Source organism: Nocardioides perillae (genome assembly GCF_013409425.1).
GTDB classification, from domain to species: Bacteria; Actinomycetota; Actinomycetes; order Propionibacteriales; family Nocardioidaceae; genus Nocardioides; species Nocardioides perillae.
The window spans coordinates 2,239,029-2,254,999 of sequence record NZ_JACCAC010000001.1 but is presented as its reverse complement, the minus strand read 5'-3'; the positions used below and the strand labels follow the sequence as shown (position 1 = coordinate 2,254,999).

Sequence of the window (15,971 nt, the reverse complement as noted above, 5' to 3'; positions counted from 1 at the left end):
CGGGGCCCGCCCGTCGGGCGCTTCCTCGTGCCGTCGATGCTCGCACGCGCAGCCGTCCGCCCCGGCGTCGGCCTCCGCCCGTCCGGGTGGTGGTCGGGCGTTCCGCCGCGCGGGGCCGGCGACGCTGCCTACCGTGCTGCGGTGCTGCACCTGCTGCCCCGCCGTCCGGCCCGCTCCCTCCGCCTCTCCCGCCCCGCACGGCTCGGCGCGGTGGCGGCCGCGTCGCTGTGCGTGGCGACGCTCGGGTCCGCGGCCCCCACGACGGCCGGCGGCGCCGACGCCGCCGTGCGACCCGTCGCGGCGCGCACCGCGCTCGTGCCGCCGGCCCAGCAGCCGCCGGCGTCGGCGACGAACCCGACCAACCCCCTCGCGGGCCACCGGTGGGGCACCTACGCGGGCGGCGCGGAGATGGCGTGGGCGCCCTACGCCGCAGCGACCGGCACCACCCGCACGCTCCTCGGCCGCATCGCGCTGCAGCCCAAGGCGAAGTGGTTCGGCGCGTGGATCGCCGACGACGAGATCGGCGACAAGGTGCGGGAGTACGTCGCGAACGCCACGGGCGGCGACCCGGACGTGCTGGTGCAGCTGACGACCTTCCGGATGGTCCCGTGGGAGCACGAGGCGTGCCGTCGGCTGCCCACCCGCGCCGAGCAGGCGTCGTACGAGCGGTGGGTCGACGCCTTCGCCGCGGCGCTCGGCGACACCCGCGCGGCCGTCGTCGTGCAGCCCGACGGGCCCTTCGCCGCCTGCGCCCCGGGGCGCTCGCTGCTGCCGTCGCGGATGGTCGGCTACACCGTACGGGCGCTCGAGGCGCTGCCGCGCACCGACGTCTACGTCGAGGTGGGCTCGGCCGGGTGGAACCACCTGCGGCCGGGGGAGGCGCTGCGGCTGCTGCTGCCGGCGGGCATCGAGGTCGCCCGCGGCTTCCACCTGAACACCACGCACTACGAGCCGACCGCGCGGCAGGTGCGCTTCGGTGCCGCGGTCGTGCGGGCGCTGGCCACGCGCGGGATCCGGGGCAAGCACTTCACGGTCGACACCGCGCAGAACGGCCGCGGCTTCACCTGGGAGTGGCACCGCGACCACGTGGCGGGCCGCTTCGACAGCGCGCCGACCTGCCGCACCCGGCGCCAGACGCACTGCGTCACCCTCGGCATCCCCCCGACCACCGACGTCGCGTCGCCGCGGTGGGGGCTGCCGGCCGACGTGGCACGGCTGGCGGCGCGGCACGTCGACGCCTACCTGTGGTCGGGCCGGCCGTGGCTGAGGCGCCAGGCCTCGCCCTTCCTGCTCGACCGCGCGCTGGCAGTGGCGTGGACGACGCCGTTCAGCCCGCCGATCGGCTGAGCCGGCCGGGCAGCGGACGGAGGTCGCGGTGCGGGTTGCGGCGGGTGGCCGCGGGCGTCAGCAGTACGACGGCTGGTAGGGCCGCAGGACCTCGGCGGTCTCCGCGAGCCAGGCGTCCATCGCCTCGCGCGCGCCGGCCGCCACTGCCTCGAGGACGTGCAGGTCGACCAGCAGGCCGGTGTGCTCGACGTGGGCGGCGACCTGGGCGAGGCGCGGCGCGCCGACCACCTCGGCGACCGACTTCAGGGAGCGGGCCGAGAAGGCGGCGAGGCGGCGGTCGCCGGCGCCGAGCGCCCGGCGCACGACGGCGACGCGGGCCTCGAGCGACCCGGCGACGTTGGCGACGAGGTCGCGGGCGTAGGCGGTGCCGTGCTCGCGGACCAGGGCGCTGGGATCCACCGTGCACGCGATGAGCGCGGGCACGTGCACCTCGGGTGCGTCGTGGGTCACCAGGGCCTCGGTCATGGTCCGAGGGTGCACCCGCGGCTGCACGCGCGGCCAGGGTCTTGAGGCAACCCTGCGGAAAGGTGGGGCGGAGGGGCCCCTCTGGGGGTGGGTGGACCGGGTGGGGTGGCTCAGGTGGGGCAGCCGTCGGCGCAGCGGCGATCGCGCCCGGCGAGGGTGGCCGCGAGCCCGAGGCACCAGCAGGTGGGGCAGCCGCGCCACAGCACGACGGTGCCGACGAGGCCGAGCAGCGCGGCGGGCTGCTGCGGCGCCGCGGCGAGGGAGGCGACCGCGAGCACCAGCCCGAGCACCCCGCGCACGAGGTGGGCGGTGACCGAGCGGCTGGCGAAGAGCGCGCCGACCGGGTCGGTCGCAGGGCTCGCCGGTGTCGCGGTGCTCACGCCCCCAGCGTAGAGGTCGGGTGCGCGCCCTGGCCTAGGCTCGCGACCATGATCGAGCTCCGCACGCCCGCCCAGATCGAGCAGATGCGACCCGCCGGGCGCTTCGTCGCCGAGGTGCTGACGGCGCTCGCCGAGCAGGTGCAGGTGGGCACCAACCTGCTCGAGGTCGACGAGATCGCGCACCGGATGATCCGCGAGCGCGGCGCGGAGTCCTGCTACGTCGACTACCACCCCAGCTTCGGGGCCTCGCCCTTCGGCAAGGTCATCTGCACCTCCGTCAACGACGCGGTCCTCCACGGCCTCCCCCACGACTACGCGCTCGCCGACGGCGACCTGCTGAGCCTCGACTTCGCCGTCGCGGTCGACGGGTGGGTCGCCGACTCCGCGCTCTCGCTGGTCGTCGGGACGCCCCGCGAGGAGGACCTGCGCCTCATCGAGACCACCGACGCCGCGCTCGCGGCCGCGATCGAGGTCGCGCGCCCGGGCAACCGGGTCGGCGACATCGGCCACGCGATCGCGTCGGTGGCGCGGGAGGCGGGGCTCAGCGTGAACACCCAGTTCGGCGGGCACGGCGTCGGCCGCACGATGCACGGCGAGCCCCACGTGCCCAACGACGGCCAGCCCGGCCGGGGCTTCCCGCTCAAGCCCGGCCTGGTCATCGCGATCGAGCCGTGGTTCCTGCACACCACCGACGAGATCTACACCGACGACGACGGCTGGACGTTGCGCTCGGCCGACGGCTCGCGCGGCGCCCACATGGAGCACACCGTCGCGATCACCGAGGACGGCCCGCTCGTGCTCACCGCCCGCGACTGACCCGGACCCGGGTGCGGCCTCAGCGTCGCCACAGGCGGTCGAGGAACGCGTCGTACGCCGCGTGGACGGCCGGCGACGACAGCCCGAGGACCAGCTCGTCGTGACCGCGCGAGGGTGACCACAGGTTCTCCGAGCCCGTCCACACCCGGGTGGCGAGCGCGCCACCGGCCGTCGGCCAGGCCGCCGTGACCACCTTGAGGTGGCTGTAGCGCCGTGGTCCGACCCACACGCTGCGCTGCGGGATGCCCGCGGCCGCGAGCAGGTCGCGCACCCGTCCGGAGTGCGGCCGGCTCGTCAGCACGCGCACCTGGGCACCCCCGCGCTGCTTCGCGGCGAGCGCCCGGGCGATGCGCTCGCCGCGGGCGTCCTGCCAGTTGGAGTGGGCGACGGTGATGCGAGCCCCGCGTGCCGGCACCTCGGCGAGGCGGCGCAGCACCGGGTCGGTCATGCGTGGCGAGTGCCACGGGCCGGCCTCGAGGGTGCTGCCGGGCCCGACCGACCAGCGGCGGAAGGGGCGGTCGACGGGCCGGTTGCGCCACTGCGAGCGGAAGAGCCCGGCGAGCCGGTCGTGCAGGGCCCGGCCGCCGCGCACCACGACCGCGTCGTTCCACTGCGCGCGGTCGGCGACCGCGGTGGCGTTCGCCGAGGTCACGACCGACACCCACCGGTCGCCGCCGGAGCGGGTGGCGGTCCACGACTTCTGGTGGAGGTGGGCGGGGCGACCGGCGAAGCGGGCGCGGCCGCGCGCGGAGTCGCGCACGCACCGCGCGGCGGAGGGCGCGCGCAGCCGCGAGCGCAGGCTGCGGAAGGCCGGCTCCCGGCACGCCACGGCGCCCGCCAGGACCCGCACCGTCACCCCGCGGCGGTCCGCGCGGACCAGCTCGTCGGCCAGGGGCCGGCTCGCGAAGCTCCACGTCACCCCGCGCACGGTCGCACCGGCCGGCGCGGCGCGCAGCAGCGCGGTCAGCGTGCGCCGGATGCGCGGCACACCCGGCTCGCCGAAGACCACCTGCGCGCGCCCGGCGCCGGTCGGCGTGCCCCCTGGCTGCGTGGCGGAGGCGGCGCTCGTCGGCGCGGTGGTGAGGCCCAGCCCGACGGCGAGGACGAGCGCGAGGGCGGGGACGAGGGCGGGGACGAGGGCGGGCAGGCGCAGCACGAGGCGGGGCGGCACGGGGCGGGGACCTCCGGTGTAGGGCGCGGCAGGCGCGGTGGAGGCCGCAGCGGGGGCAGCGGCACGGCGGAGGCTAGGGACGCCGCGTGAGCCCCGGATGAACCGTCGGTGAGAGGACTCTGATGGTGCAGGTCGGACCGCGGGCCGCCGGGCCGCCGGGCCGCCGGACCGTCGGGTCGTCGGGGGCGCGCGTTAGGTTGCGGAGGTGGAGACCGACGAGGTGCTGACCCTGCTGCGCGAGGTCGCCGACGAGGTGGTCGTGCCGCGCTTCCGCAGCCTGTCCTCCGACGACGTGGCGGAGAAGAACCCCGGTGACCTCGTCACGGTCGCCGACCGCGAGGCCGAGGTGCTGATCACCGCCCGGCTGCGCGCGGCGTACCCCGGTGCGCTGGTCCTCGGCGAGGAGGCCGAGGCGGGCGACCCGACGCTGGTCGAGCGGTTCCGCGCCGCGGACCACGCGTTCACGGTCGACCCCGTCGACGGCACCCGCAACTTCGTGCACGGCTCACCCGACCACGCGGTGATGGCCGCGGAGGTGCGCGGCGGCGAGGTCGTGCGCAGCTGGATCTGGCAGCCGCAGCACGAGGTCGCCTACGTCGCCGAGCGCGGGGCGGGGGCCTTCCGCGACGGGGAGCGGCTCGTGCGGCCGCCGGCTGCCGACGAGCTGCGCGGAGTCACCTCACGGCGCACCTGGATCGGGCAGGCGCTCGGCACGCTGCGGGCGCTCGACCTGACCTGGGTGTGCTGCGGCGTCGACTACCCCCGGCTCACCGAGGGCGAGGCCGACTACGCGCTCTACCGCCGGGCCAAGCCGTGGGACCACGCGCCGGGCTCGCTGCTGCTGCGCGAGGCCGGCGGGGTCGTCGGCACCTTCGACGGCCGGCCCTACCGGCCGCAGGACGACGCCCCGACCGGGCTGGTGGCAGCGGCCGACGAGGCGACCTACGAGCACGTGCGCTCGTTGCTGCACGCGTTGCCGGGTCTGTAGGTCGAGCGCCGCCTCGACGACGTCGGCGCCGGCCGAGGGGGCCGCTCAGCGGCGGCCGCGGTCCTGCTTGCGGCGCAGCAGCGCGCCGCCGACGAGCAGCGCGACGAGGACGGCGACGACGATCGCGATGACCACGAGGGTCGTGCTGTCGTCGTTGCCGTCGGAGGGCTCCGACTCGGACTCGTCGACGCCCACCGGCTCGTCGTCGTCCTGCAGGTCCTCGGTGCCGACCGCGGCGGGGGCGGCCGCCGGGGCGGCAGCGGAGGCGGCAGTGGTGGCCGAGGCGGGCGACACCGCTGCTGCGGGCAGGAGCACGGCCAGGGCGGCGACGAGCGCCGCCACCGTGGTGCGGGCGGCGGCGAGGAGGGCACGGTCGTGGTGTCGGTGGCTCACCTCGGGTCCGTACCCGCCTCGCTCGAGAGGATGCTGCCGTTGCCACCCCTGCGGGTGGCCACGTCGGGGGATGTCGAGGCCGCCGGCCCGTGTTGTGCAGGGTGATGACGCAGACCCTCTCCCCCGCGCCCACCACCTCCGACCAGGACCTCGCCGCGCGGCCCGCACCCGCGCGACGCACACCGCGCCCGTGGGTGCCCCGCCACGTGCTCGTGACCCGCTCGGCGGCCGAGCGCCCGCACACCGCCGAGGTGCTGCGCCGCTGCGAGGCCGCGGGCGTCACCGACGTCCGGATGCTCACCTCCGACCGCATCACCGGGCTGTCCGAGGGCTCCGAGCGCGAGGTCTACGCCCGTGCCAAGGCGACCATGGCGCTGGTGGTCGCGCCGCCGAGCGTGCTCAAGCCGCAGCCGATCCCGCCCAGCGCCGACTGGCGTCTCGACCTGGCGCGCGGCTGCCCCGCGCACTGCCAGTACTGCTACCTCGCCGGCTCCCTCTCGGGACCGCCCATCACCCGCGTGCACGCCAACCTCGAGGACGTGCTCGCCGGCATCGACACCCACGTGGGCCGGGGCGGCGTCACCAGCGGCACCGACGCGCGGGGCCACGAGGGCACCACCTTCGAGCTGTCCTGCTACACCGACCCGCTCGGCCTCGAGCACCTCACCGGCTCGCTCGGCGCGGCGATCGCGCGCGTCGGTCGCGGTGAGCACGGCGACGCCTCCCTGCGCTTCACCACCAAGTACGCCGGCGTTGACGAGCTGCTCGACCTCCCCCACGGCGGCCGCACCCGCATGCGCGCCTCGGTCAACGTGGACGAGGTCGCCGACCGCTTCGAGGGGGGCACGGCCCCGGTCGCGGCCCGGCTCGCGGCGCTGCGGCGGATGGCGCTCGCGGGCTACCCCGTCGGGCTGACGGTCGCCCCGGTCATGCCCGTCGACGGCTGGCAGACGTCGTACGCCGGTCTGCTGGACGCCGCGGCGGCCGCCACCGCCGACGTGCCCGGGCTCGACCTCACCGTCGAGCTCATCACCCACCGCTTCACGCCGGCGAGCAAGGAGGTGCTGACGGGGTGGTACCCGCGCACCCGGCTCGAGATGGACGAGTCGCAGCGCGCCGAGAAGCGGACCAAGTTCGGGGGCGTCAAGCACGTCTACCCCCGCGAGACGATGGCCGAGATGAAGGCGTGGTTCACCGACGCCGTGGCCGAGCGGCTCCCGGGCGCGCCGCTGCTCTACTGGACCTGAGGGGGCGACTCGGTGCGCACGCATGCGGAGCGGATGCTCGACGTCCGCACGATCTTCCACGAGCCGGGCATCGACCGCTTCGCGCGCGGCGCGGAGGTGCTCGCCCGCTTCCCCGACGCGGAGCGCGTCGAGGTGCTCAGCCACCAGGCGATCCCGGCACTGCACGGCAACGCCGGGGCGGTCGCGGACTGGGTGCGCAACAAGCGCGAGGTGCTCGTGCTGGGTGAGAAGAAGTCGCTCGCCGCTCGCCCGAACGGTCGCTCGACCGACTTCATCGCGCCGTCGACGTCCAACGGCTGCGCGATGGCGTGCTCCTACTGCTACGTGCCGCGCCGCAAGGGCTACGCCAACCCGATCACGGTCTTCGTCAACATCGAGCGCATCCTCGGCTACCTCGAGCGGCACGCCGGGCGGCAGGGACCCAAGACCGAGCCGAACCAGGTGGACCCCGTCGACTGGGTCTACGACCTGGGCGAGAACGGTGACTGCTCCGTCGACGCGCTCGTCTCCGACAACGTCCGCGACCTGGTCGACCTGTTCGCGCGGCTGCCGGGCGCGAGGGGTTCGTTCGCGACGAAGTTCGTCAACCGCGACCTGCTCACCTGGGATCCCCGCGGCGGGACCCGGGTGCGCTTCTCCCTCATGCCGGAGGAGCAGTCGAAGGTCCTCGACCTGCGCACGTCGCGCATCGCCGAGCGGATCGCGGCGATCGACGACTTCGTCGAGGCTGGCTACGAGGTCCACCTGAACTTCTCCCCCGTCGTCGTCCACGAGGGCTGGCTCGCGCAGTGGGACGAGCTGCTCCAGCAGGTGGCCGACGGCGTGGGGCAGCGAGCGCGCGCTCAGCTGGCCTGCGAGATCATCTTCCTCACGCACAACGAGCAGCTGCACGAGGTCAACCTCGGCTGGCACCCGCGCGGCGAGGACCAGCTGTGGCGCCCTGACCTGCAGCAGCCCAAGGTGTCGCAGTCGGGCCAGCGCAACGTCCGCTACCGCACCGGCTGGAAGGGCCGTTGGGTCGGCCAGCTGACCGACCTCGTCGAGCAGCGCCTCCCGGGTTGCCGGGTGCGCTACGCCTTCTGACCCCGCTGCGTCGAGGGGGTGCCGCCACGCCTTCGGTGGTCGAGCAGGGCCGCCAGGCCCGCGCCAGACCCCCGCACCCGGACGGTCCCGCTGGTCGGGGCAGCACGACGAGCCCGTCACCCCGGTGTCGGGGTGCGGGCTGTCGTCGAGTGGGGGCTTGCGAGGACCGGACGTCCTCGTTCGTTGCTCGAGCAGGGCCGTCAGGCCCGTGTCGAGACCCGGTGGCGTACGCGCTGTGGTCAGTCCGCGGGTGCGGGTGGACCGGTGTCGGCCTCGTGCGGCCGGGCAGCATCACGGGACGGCCCGGCGTCGGGTGGTCCAGTGTCATGCGCGAGGGGTCCGTCGAGTGGCCCATCGAGTGGTCGGGTGCCGGTGTGGTCGCGCAGGTAGTGCGCCCCGTGCGGTGACCGCCACAGCCACGCCCCGGCACCAGCGGGTGTGAGGGTCCAGCGGGTCGCAGCGTGTCCGTGGGTCTTCAACCGGTGGTGCGAGCGGCACAGCGGCGCGATGTTGCAAGAACAGGTCGGCCCGCCCGCGGGCCCAATGGTTGCCTCGCCCGCCTCGCCCGCCGCGTCCGCTTCGCCAGCACGGTCGACCGAGTTGTAGGGGACGGCGTGGTCGTGGTCGCACCTGCGGGCGGCCCGGCCGCACCACGGGAACACGCACGTCAGGTGGGTCAGAGCGGTCTGGTGGGCCAGGCGGCGTGGCACCTCGTAGGCCTCGGTGTGCACGGCCTCGTTCAGGTCGAGCACCGGCAGCACCGTCACGTGGGGTGCGACCCCGTCGATCCCGGCGGTGGTGAGCCAGTCGCGGATCGCGGCCGCGGTCACCGGTGCCCGGGTCTCCTCCACCCGACCCACCGCCCCGTCCCCGGCAGCCAGACGACCAGGGAACATCGAGGTGCGCAGGACGGCGTCGGACAGGTGCAGGTGCAGCAGATACCTCCGTCGCTGCCGCGGCGACGACTGACCCGCAGGAGTCTCGGGGGTCTCGACACGCTCGCCGGGGCTCGCTGCTCGACCCCCGTCCACGGTCACCAGGTCGAGGGTGGCTTGCGCGGACACGCCGTCGGAGCCCCGTACGACGAGGTTGAGCAGGGCTTGCGCCGACAGTGGTCCCGGCTCGGCGGTGGCGCCGAGGGCACGTAGCCGCTGCTTCTCCTCCGTGACGGCGTCGTGGATGGTGATCCCGTCGGGCAGGTCGAAACACCCGCTCGCGTCCACCGTCCCCGTCAAGTCATCGCCGGGGCGGGCGTCCAGGTGCACCTCGAACCGCCGCTGCTCCCGTGCCTCGGCCTGGGCGAGCTCGGCCTCGTCGGGCATGAACCGCGCCAACGCCTCGGCGACGAGGCGTTCGAGGGTGGTGGCGCCGATGGTCTGCGCCACCGGTGTCACGTGGCGGTCCACCCACCCGGCTGCTTCGGGGGTGAGGCCCTTCCCGAGGACCATGCGGGCGACGAGGCGGGCACGCCACCCGTCCACCCGGTGCGCCTGCACCGCGTCCCACAACCGGGGCAGCAGGTGGCGGCACACGAGTGCTTGGCCGAGGTAGGCGGCACCGGAGGTGGTGGACCGCCCCAGCCGGGTCGCGAACTCCGCCACCGCGAACTCCGTCACCCCCGGCGCATAGGCACCGGCGACCTTCAGGGCGGTGTCGCCGTACGTGCCGGCCACCGTCGCTGCATCCAGGGCGTCGGCGGGGTGCAGATCAGCCCATGCACACGCGGCCCGCATCAGCTCCGCATCCCAGCGACGCTGCGCCAAGACCGCCTCGCCGGCGCGGTCGAGCACCGCGATCGCGGTGTCGAGCTCGGGTGCCGGGCTGGTGGTCATGAGAGAAGTCAAGCAGCCACCACCGACAGTCGCCGCCAGCGTGGATCTGGCTGTGGACAACGGATCCAGCCCGTCGACCTGTGCACGAGCAACGGCCCACAATTCGCCGGGATCTCCGCCTCGACACGGTCCCGGTGGGCTTCCCTGACCACCCGAACGCCCCAGCGCGTGACCCCTCGGCGGATGAGCAGCGCGTGACCCCTCGATGCGAGCCCAGCGCGCGACCCCTCGGCGAGTGCGCAGCGCGCGACCCCTCGGCGAGTGCGCAGCGCGCGACCCCTCGACGCGAGCGCAACGCGCGACCCCTCGACCGAAGCGCAACGCGCGACCCCTCGGCGAGTGCGCAACGCGCGACCCCTCGACCGCAGAGCAGCGCGTGACCCCTCGACCTCAGGTCGGCGGCGGGGACCGGTGGCGGGGAGTAGCGTGGCGGGGTGGAGCTGCAGTTCAGCGGGCCGGTGTTCTGCTGGCGGGGGCCGGCGCCGCACCACTTCGTGGCGGTGCCGGAGGACGAGGCGGAGGAGCTGCGGGAGACCGCGGCGGCGGTGACCTACGGCTGGGGGATGGTGCCGGTGGCGGTGCGGATGGGCGCGACGACCTGGACCACGTCGCTGTGGCCGAAGGACGGCACCTACCTCGTGCCGCTCAAGCTGGCGGCACGACGCGCGGAGCAGGTGGCCGAGGGCGACGTCGTCGACCTCCGGCTGACCGTCGACCTCTGACGGGCGCGAGGCCGCGCCGGGCTCACCCCCGCGCCAGCACCGTCACCTCGCCGGCCTCGGGGTCCCACCGGCGCAGTGTCGTGAGGCGCAGGGGGACGTCCTCCCAGCCGAGCACGTCGACGACGGCCTGCACCTGCGCCCGGTCGACGCGGCGCGCGAGCGTCACGTGGGGCAGCCACCCCTGGTGCGGCAGCTCCGCCAGCCCGCGGCGCAGCTCGGCGACCGCGGCCACCAGCGGGTCGGGCACGTCGAGGGCCCGCGCGACGGTGACCCGCCGACCGCCCAGCACCAGCAGTCCGGCTGGGCGCACCTCGAGCGGCAGCAGCGGCGCGAGCAGGCGCACCACCTCCTCGTCGGGCGGCAGCGCCGGCGCGGCGAGCAGCGTGACGTGGGGGGCGTTGGTCGCGCCGGTGTGGTCGAGCTGGGAGGGCAGCCCCGCGTCGTGCAACGAGGCCCAGTCACGGCGTACGACGTGGTCCCCGGCCTCGTCGGCCAGCAGCTCGACCGCGTGCAGCGGCACCCGACCACCCCTCACCCGCACCGCGCGGCGCGTCGCCCCGACCCTAGGTCGACGGGCATGATCGCCGCCGTGACCGACTTGCTCGCCTCCTGGACCCGCGGGGAGCACACCGCGCCCGTCCACGGCACCCCGACCACCCACCCGACCTACCGGAAGGGCAGCGGGCCCGGTGTCGTGGTGGTCCACGAGATCCCCGGCATCACGCCCGACGTCGTCCGCTTCGCGGACGAGGTGGTCGCGGCGGGGTTCACCGTGGTGCTGCCGCACCTCTTCGGCACCCCTGGGGCGGGCCTCGGGCCGGTCACGGTCGCGAAGGCCTTCCGCGAGGTGTGCGTGAGCCGGGAGTTCACCAAGCTCGCCACCGGCGAGACCACGCCGGTCGCCGGGTGGCTCCGCAGCCTCGCCCGCGAGCTGCACGACGAGCTCGGCGGACCGGGCGTCGGCGCCCTCGGGATGTGCTTCACGGGCGGCTTCGCGCTGGCGATGATGGTGGACGACACCGTCGCCGCGCCGGTGCTCTGCCAACCGTCCGCGCCGTTCCCGGTCGGCCGGGCGCGCGCCGCCGACCTCAACCTCTCCCCCGCCGACCTCGCGACGGTCAAGCGCCGCGCCGCCGGCGGCTGCGAGGTGCTGGGCCTTCGCTTCCGCCGGGACCCGGCCGTCGGCACCCGTTTCGAGACCCTCACCCGCGAGCTCGGCGACGCGTTCCTGCGCGTCGAGCTGGAGGGCGCCGGCCACAGCACGGTCACGACCCACCGGCGACCCGAGGCCGTCGAGCGCGTGCTCGCCTTCCTCGACGAGAAGCTGCGGGCCTCCGACCCGGCCCCGTGACCTACTGAACCCGCGTCCAGCACCCGGCTAGCATCGGGCGGGTGCCGTACCTCCGCCGCCGCCTGCTGACCGCCGCGCTCGCCGCCAACGCCGTGCGCCCCCTGCGGGGCCCGCGTGTCGGCCTGCCCGCCTTCGGCGCCGGCTGGCTCACCTCCGAGCTCGCCCCGCACGTGCTCGCCCTCACCGCGGTCGACACCACCGCGGAGCTGGTGCGCCACCGCCCGTCGCGCCGACCGGAGCGCGGCGGGCCGAGCCGGGCCGGCCTCGCCCTCGCCGCCGCCAGCTCGGTGGCGCTGGCCGGCGTCGTGCGCGGCTCGTTGGCCACCGGTCGCCTGGTCGAGGAGGCGCTGGTCGAGGGCCTCGGCGTCGACTACGTCGAGCAGCTCGACACCCCGCCCACCCCAGCCGAGCTCCGGGTGCCGTGGCGCCGGGTGGCGCAGCCGCACCGGCTCGCCGAGCCCGGCGTGCGCGTCGAGCGCGACATCGCGTACGCCGAGGGCGGCCGCCGCCTCAGCCTCGACGTCTACCGCCCCGAGCAGCCCGTCGAGGGTGCCCCCGTCCTGGTGCAGGTGCACGGCGGCGCGTGGACCGTCGGCAGCAAGCGCCACCAGGGCCTCGCCCTGATGCACCGGATGGCCGCCAAGGGCTGGGTCTGCGTGGCGGTGAACTACCGCCTCGCGCCCCGCCACCCCTGGCCGGCGCAGGTCGTGGACGTCAAGCGGGCGCTGGCCTGGGTCAAGGAGCACGTCGCGGCCTACGGCGGCGACCCCGACTACGTCGCGATCACCGGCGGCTCGGCGGGCGGCCACCTCGCCGCGCTCGCCGCCCTCACCCCGGGCGACCCCGCCTTCCAGCCGGGCTTCGAGGACGCCGACACCTCGGTGCAGGCGTGCGTGCCGTTCTACGGCGTCTACGACCTCGCCGGCGCGACCGGCCTGCGCACGGCCCGCCAGATGCGCGACGGCTTCTTCGCCCCACGGGTCGCCCGGCGGCGCTGGCGCGACGCGCCCGAGGTCTTCGAGGCCGCCTCCCCGATCCTGCGCGTCACTCCCGACGCCCCCGACTTCCTCGTCCTGCACGGGGTCGTCGACACCCTCGTGCAGGTCGACCAGGCGCGCCTCTTCGTCGAGGAGCTGCGACGCACGTCGCGGCGCAGCGTGACCTACGTCGAGCTCCCCGGCACGCAGCACGCCTTCGACACCCTGCTGTCGATCCGCAGCGCCCACGTCGTGTGTGGCATCGACCGCTGGCTGCACTGGCACTGGGCCGGCTGGCGCCACGGTCGCACCCCGGTCGCGGAGGCCGCCGAGCTCCGGTCCTGAGCCCGGCGGCCCCTCCTGACCCGCCCGCGACGCCGGCCCCGGCTCAGCCCGACGCCGGCCGCTGCCGCGGTGGCTGCGGTCGCTGGCGGCCGAGCTCGCCGCCGACGCGACCGCCGTAGGGCCGCCCGTGGTCGGCGTGCTCCTCGCGGTAGTAGACGAGCCGGTGGGGGCCGAGCCCGACGCGCGAGCCGGTGCGCAGCAGCTGCGACTCCACCCGCCCGCCGTGCACCCGGACCGGTCCGTCGAGCTGCTCCACGACGTACTCGTCGTGCTCGTCGTGCCGCACCCGCGCGTGGCGCGGCGCGAGGCCGGGGAGGACGAGGTCGCAGGACGGGTCGCTGCCGATGACCGCCTCCTCCTGCAGCCACAGCACGGGCTGGCGCTCGCCGGCCCACACGTCGGTCTTGACCAGCACCAGGCGCGGTGAGCCGCCGCCGGCGGGGTCGTGGGTGGTCGTCACGCCGCGGCGTGAGCGCCGCGCGAAGGTCGGGAAGAGCGGCGCGAGCGTCGGCGCGGGCAGGAGGCCCGAGTCGGGCAGGACGGTCTCGTGGCCGCCGGCCTTCGCCCGCGCGGAGGTCCAGGCCCCGCGGAGGCTGCCGAGCCGGATCCTCCGCGAGCGGGTCACCCGGCGCTGCCACCAGGGCGCGGAGACGGCGCCGAGGGTGACCAGGTGGCGGTCGGCGGAGAACACCTGCACGCAGACCCCGCGCCGGGCGAGGGTCTCGGCGAGGTCGCGGACCGCGGGGGCGTCGCCCGCCCCGGCGAAGAGGCCGGGGTCGTCGACGTCGAGGCGCAGCCGGCTGCCCTCCCCGTGGAGGTGGCCGTGCGCGGAGCGACCGCCGGGCGTCGCGACCTCGAAGCGGAGGTCGGCGCCCACCACGGTCGCCACGTCAGCCCCGGCCGGCGTTGTCGGTCGTGGTGATCGTGAGCGTGCCGTCGACCTTCCAGGTCGCCCGCGGCGCGTTGGCGCCGGTGTCGCGCGGCACCTCCACGCTCATCTGCTCGAAGGTGTAGTGGATGGCGGCCTGCCGGCCGGTGAGGAACTCCCACATGGTGCGGCCGAGGTCGGTCCAGTCGACGACCTCGTCGGTGGTGCCGTCGTAGGACTGGGTGCTGAGCGCCATTGCTCTCTCCTCCAGGTGTTTACCTCGACAGGTTGTCGAGGTGTAGGGTGTCCACTATGCACACGACGTCGAAGTTGAAGCAAGGGTCCGCGACCGAGCACCTCACGATCGGCGACCTCGCCGACCGCACCGGGCTCAGCCCCGCGACCCTGCGCGCCTGGGAGACCCGCCACGGCTTCCCGGTGGCCCACCGCCGCGAGAGCGGCCACCGCCGCTACGACGAGTCGACCGTCGAGGTCGTCCGCGAGGTCGTGCGCCGCCGCGACGGCGGCACCCGCCTCGACGTCGCCATCGCCGACGCGCTGACCCGGCTGCACGACCCGGCGCCCCCCGCGCGCTCGGTCTTCGCCGAGCTGCGCCGCGAGCACCCCCGCCTCGCGGTCCACCGGTTGCGCAAGTCGACCCTCCTCGCGCTGTCGTGGGCGATCGAGGACGAGTTCTGCGCCCGTGCCTCCGAGCCGCGGCTCTTCGGTGCCTTCCAGCGCGAGAAGTACTACCAGGCGGCCGAGGCGCGGTGGACCGAGCTGGCACGCGTCTCCCGCTCGACGCTGGTCTACGCCGACTTCCCGAGCGTCGAGGGCCCCGACGAGCCCCGCCGCGGCCGCCCGCTGCGGGTGCCGCTGGCCGAGGACTCCCCCATGCGTCGCGAGTGGGGTCTGGTCTGCGACGCCCCCGACCTGCCGGCCGCCCTCACCGCGTGGGAGGTGCCGGGCCAGGACGTCCGCGACCGCGACCGCGTCTTCGAGGCGATCTGGACCGTCGACCCCGTCGCCGTGCGCACCGCCGCGCGCGCCGCCGCCTCGATCGCGGCCGACTCGACCCCTGCGGGCGCCGAGGCGCTCTACGCGATGGCCGACGCTCCCCCGCCGGGCACGACGGACCTCGCCGCGGTGACCGAGATGTTCAACCGCGTCGTCGCCTACGTCGACCGGTACGCCGTGCGCTGACGCCGCGCGCACCCCGCGCCCGGGGGTGGCTAAGGTCCGACGGTGACCACCACCCCGTCCTCCCAGGACGCCGCCTCAGCCGCGGCCGCCGCCGTCTCCGCCGACCTCGCGCTGATGCCGGTCGACCTGCTCGAGCACGCCCGCGCCGCGAAGGGCTTCATGCCCGAGGACGAGGGAGCACTGCTGCACCGGCTCGCACGCGAGCGGCTGCCCTACGGCGCCGTCCTCGAGGTCGGCACCTACTGCGGCAAGTCGGCGATCTGGCTGGGTGCCGCCGCCCGGGAGGTCGGCGGCACCGTCTTCACCGTCGACCACCACCGCGGCTCCGAGGAGAACCAGGCCGGCTGGGAGCACCACGACGCGAGCCTGGTCGACGCCGAGTCGGGGCTCATGGACACCCTGCCCGTCTTCCGGCGCACCCTGGAGCGCGCGGGGCTGGAGGGGCACGTCGTCGCGGTGGTCGGGCGCTCGCGCACGGTCTCGGGCCACTGGCGCACGCCGCTGTCGATGCTCTTCGTCGACGGCGGCCACGCCGAGGAGCACGCCCACGCCGACTACACCGGCTGGGCGCCCTGGGTCGACCGCGACGGCCTGCTGGTCATCCACGACGTCTTCCCCGACCCCGCCGACGGCGGCCGACCGCCGTACGACGTGTTCCTGCGCGCCGTCGGCAGCGGCGACTTCGCCGAGGTCGAGGCCCGCGGGTCGGTGCGCGTGCTGCGCCGCGTGCGCGGCGCGGCCGGCGACCCCGTCGACTGACCCCGGCGATATCGTCGCCCCCGT

18 protein-coding genes are annotated in these 15,971 nt (G+C 75.7%); 10 read left to right on the top strand and 8 right to left on the bottom strand.

The genetic code is table 11. The features are described from left to right. The first annotated feature begins 141 nt into the window (after positions 1 to 141). The gene (locus BJ989_RS10435; RefSeq protein WP_179518158.1) at positions 142 to 1,347 is read left to right on the top strand and encodes a glycoside hydrolase family 6 protein; all 1,206 of its coding nucleotides are present in this window, start codon (positions 142 to 144) and stop codon (positions 1,345 to 1,347) included. A gap of 57 nt (positions 1,348 to 1,404) precedes the next feature. Here BJ989_RS10435 and BJ989_RS10430 read toward each other — a convergent pair whose 3' ends face one another. Next, on the bottom strand, positions 1,405 to 1,812 hold the full coding sequence (locus BJ989_RS10430) for an Hpt domain-containing protein (RefSeq protein ID WP_179518157.1): 408 nt from the start codon (positions 1,810 to 1,812) through the stop codon (positions 1,405 to 1,407). A gap of 110 nt (positions 1,813 to 1,922) precedes the next feature. Next, positions 1,923 to 2,192 (bottom strand): hypothetical protein, encoded by a 270-nt coding sequence (locus BJ989_RS10425; RefSeq protein ID WP_179518156.1) that lies wholly within the window; start codon positions 2,190 to 2,192, stop codon positions 1,923 to 1,925. A 48-nt stretch (positions 2,193 to 2,240) separates the two neighbouring features. Between BJ989_RS10425 and map the strand changes: the two genes are divergently transcribed. Continuing rightward, a complete protein-coding gene (gene map, locus BJ989_RS10420) occupies positions 2,241 to 3,008 on the top strand; it encodes a type I methionyl aminopeptidase (protein WP_179518155.1) in 768 nt (255 codons plus the stop codon). A 19-nt stretch (positions 3,009 to 3,027) separates the two neighbouring features. Here the strand turns inward: map and BJ989_RS10415 are convergent, their stop codons facing one another. After that, a complete protein-coding gene (locus BJ989_RS10415) occupies positions 3,028 to 4,179 on the bottom strand; it encodes a phospholipase D-like domain-containing protein (RefSeq protein WP_179518154.1) in 1,152 nt (383 codons plus the stop codon). A gap of 205 nt (positions 4,180 to 4,384) precedes the next feature. On the opposite strand from BJ989_RS10415, the gene BJ989_RS10410 reads away from it, so the two are divergent. Then, positions 4,385 to 5,167 carry an inositol monophosphatase family protein gene (locus BJ989_RS10410; RefSeq protein WP_179518153.1) on the top strand — a complete coding sequence of 261 codons (783 nt, stop codon included), beginning with the start codon at positions 4,385 to 4,387 and terminating at the stop codon, positions 5,165 to 5,167. A 45-nt stretch (positions 5,168 to 5,212) separates the two neighbouring features. Here BJ989_RS10410 and BJ989_RS10405 read toward each other — a convergent pair whose 3' ends face one another. Then, a complete protein-coding gene (locus BJ989_RS10405) occupies positions 5,213 to 5,560 on the bottom strand; it encodes a hypothetical protein (RefSeq protein ID WP_179518152.1) in 348 nt (115 codons plus the stop codon). 104 nt (positions 5,561 to 5,664) lie between these two features. Between BJ989_RS10405 and BJ989_RS10400 the strand changes: the two genes are divergently transcribed. Continuing rightward, complete coding sequence (locus tag BJ989_RS10400; RefSeq protein WP_246283429.1) at positions 5,665 to 6,807, top strand: SPL family radical SAM protein; 1,143 nt, start codon at positions 5,665 to 5,667, stop codon at positions 6,805 to 6,807. Positions 6,808 to 6,819: 12 nt separating this feature from the next. After that, the gene (locus tag BJ989_RS10395) at positions 6,820 to 7,890 is read left to right on the top strand and encodes a spore photoproduct lyase family protein (RefSeq protein WP_343049252.1); all 1,071 of its coding nucleotides are present in this window, start codon (positions 6,820 to 6,822) and stop codon (positions 7,888 to 7,890) included. Between the two features lie 239 nt (positions 7,891 to 8,129). Here BJ989_RS10395 and BJ989_RS10390 read toward each other — a convergent pair whose 3' ends face one another. Continuing rightward, entirely contained in the window at positions 8,130 to 9,722 is a 1,593-nt protein-coding gene (locus BJ989_RS10390; RefSeq protein WP_179518151.1) for a hypothetical protein, read from the bottom strand. Between the two features lie 434 nt (positions 9,723 to 10,156). Between BJ989_RS10390 and BJ989_RS10385 the strand changes: the two genes are divergently transcribed. After that, positions 10,157 to 10,444: a DUF1905 domain-containing protein gene (locus BJ989_RS10385; RefSeq protein ID WP_179518150.1), complete on the top strand. Its 288-nt coding sequence runs from the start codon at positions 10,157 to 10,159 to the stop codon at positions 10,442 to 10,444. A gap of 22 nt (positions 10,445 to 10,466) precedes the next feature. On the opposite strand, the gene BJ989_RS10380 is transcribed toward BJ989_RS10385, so the two are convergent. Beyond that, entirely contained in the window at positions 10,467 to 10,964 is a 498-nt protein-coding gene (locus tag BJ989_RS10380; RefSeq protein WP_179518149.1) for a 2'-5' RNA ligase family protein, read from the bottom strand. A 69-nt stretch (positions 10,965 to 11,033) separates the two neighbouring features. Between BJ989_RS10380 and BJ989_RS10375 the strand changes: the two genes are divergently transcribed. Together BJ989_RS10375 and BJ989_RS10370 are read left to right on the top strand one after the other, a co-directional pair. After that, the gene (locus BJ989_RS10375) at positions 11,034 to 11,795 is read left to right on the top strand and encodes a dienelactone hydrolase family protein (protein WP_343049251.1); all 762 of its coding nucleotides are present in this window, start codon (positions 11,034 to 11,036) and stop codon (positions 11,793 to 11,795) included. A 41-nt stretch (positions 11,796 to 11,836) separates the two neighbouring features. Continuing rightward, positions 11,837 to 13,117 (top strand): alpha/beta hydrolase fold domain-containing protein, encoded by a 1,281-nt coding sequence (locus BJ989_RS10370; RefSeq protein ID WP_179518147.1) that lies wholly within the window; start codon positions 11,837 to 11,839, stop codon positions 13,115 to 13,117. A 43-nt stretch (positions 13,118 to 13,160) separates the two neighbouring features. Here the strand turns inward: BJ989_RS10370 and BJ989_RS10365 are convergent, their stop codons facing one another. Both BJ989_RS10365 and BJ989_RS10360 read right to left on the bottom strand, forming a co-directional pair. Further along, entirely contained in the window at positions 13,161 to 14,006 is an 846-nt protein-coding gene (locus BJ989_RS10365) for an FHA domain-containing protein (RefSeq protein ID WP_218848792.1), read from the bottom strand. A 1-nt stretch (position 14,007) separates the two neighbouring features. Then, positions 14,008 to 14,241 (bottom strand): hypothetical protein, encoded by a 234-nt coding sequence (locus BJ989_RS10360; RefSeq protein ID WP_179518145.1) that lies wholly within the window; start codon positions 14,239 to 14,241, stop codon positions 14,008 to 14,010. Between the two features lie 56 nt (positions 14,242 to 14,297). On the opposite strand from BJ989_RS10360, the gene BJ989_RS10355 reads away from it, so the two are divergent. Both BJ989_RS10355 and BJ989_RS10350 read left to right on the top strand, forming a co-directional pair. Further along, on the top strand, positions 14,298 to 15,188 hold the full coding sequence (locus BJ989_RS10355) for a DICT sensory domain-containing protein (RefSeq protein WP_179518144.1): 891 nt from the start codon (positions 14,298 to 14,300) through the stop codon (positions 15,186 to 15,188). A 42-nt stretch (positions 15,189 to 15,230) separates the two neighbouring features. After that, positions 15,231 to 15,947 carry a class I SAM-dependent methyltransferase gene (locus tag BJ989_RS10350; protein ID WP_343049250.1) on the top strand — a complete coding sequence of 239 codons (717 nt, stop codon included), beginning with the start codon at positions 15,231 to 15,233 and terminating at the stop codon, positions 15,945 to 15,947. Positions 15,948 to 15,971: the final 24 nt, after the last annotated feature.

Bases quoted from the DNA above. Each gene is read 5' to 3' on its own strand.
- BJ989_RS10430 (WP_179518157.1), bottom strand. From the start codon at position 1,812: ATGACCGAGGCCCTGGTGACCCACGACGCACCCGAGGTGCACGTGCCC.
- map (WP_179518155.1), top strand. From the start codon at position 2,241: ATGATCGAGCTCCGCACGCCCGCCCAGATCGAGCAGATGCGACCCGCC.
- BJ989_RS10400 (WP_246283429.1), top strand. From the start codon at position 5,665: ATGACGCAGACCCTCTCCCCCGCGCCCACCACCTCCGACCAGGACCTC.
- BJ989_RS10390 (WP_179518151.1), bottom strand. From the start codon at position 9,722: ATGACCACCAGCCCGGCACCCGAGCTCGACACCGCGATCGCGGTGCTC.
- BJ989_RS10360 (WP_179518145.1), bottom strand. From the start codon at position 14,241: ATGGCGCTCAGCACCCAGTCCTACGACGGCACCACCGACGAGGTCGTC.
- BJ989_RS10355 (WP_179518144.1), top strand. From the start codon at position 14,298: ATGCACACGACGTCGAAGTTGAAGCAAGGGTCCGCGACCGAGCACCTC.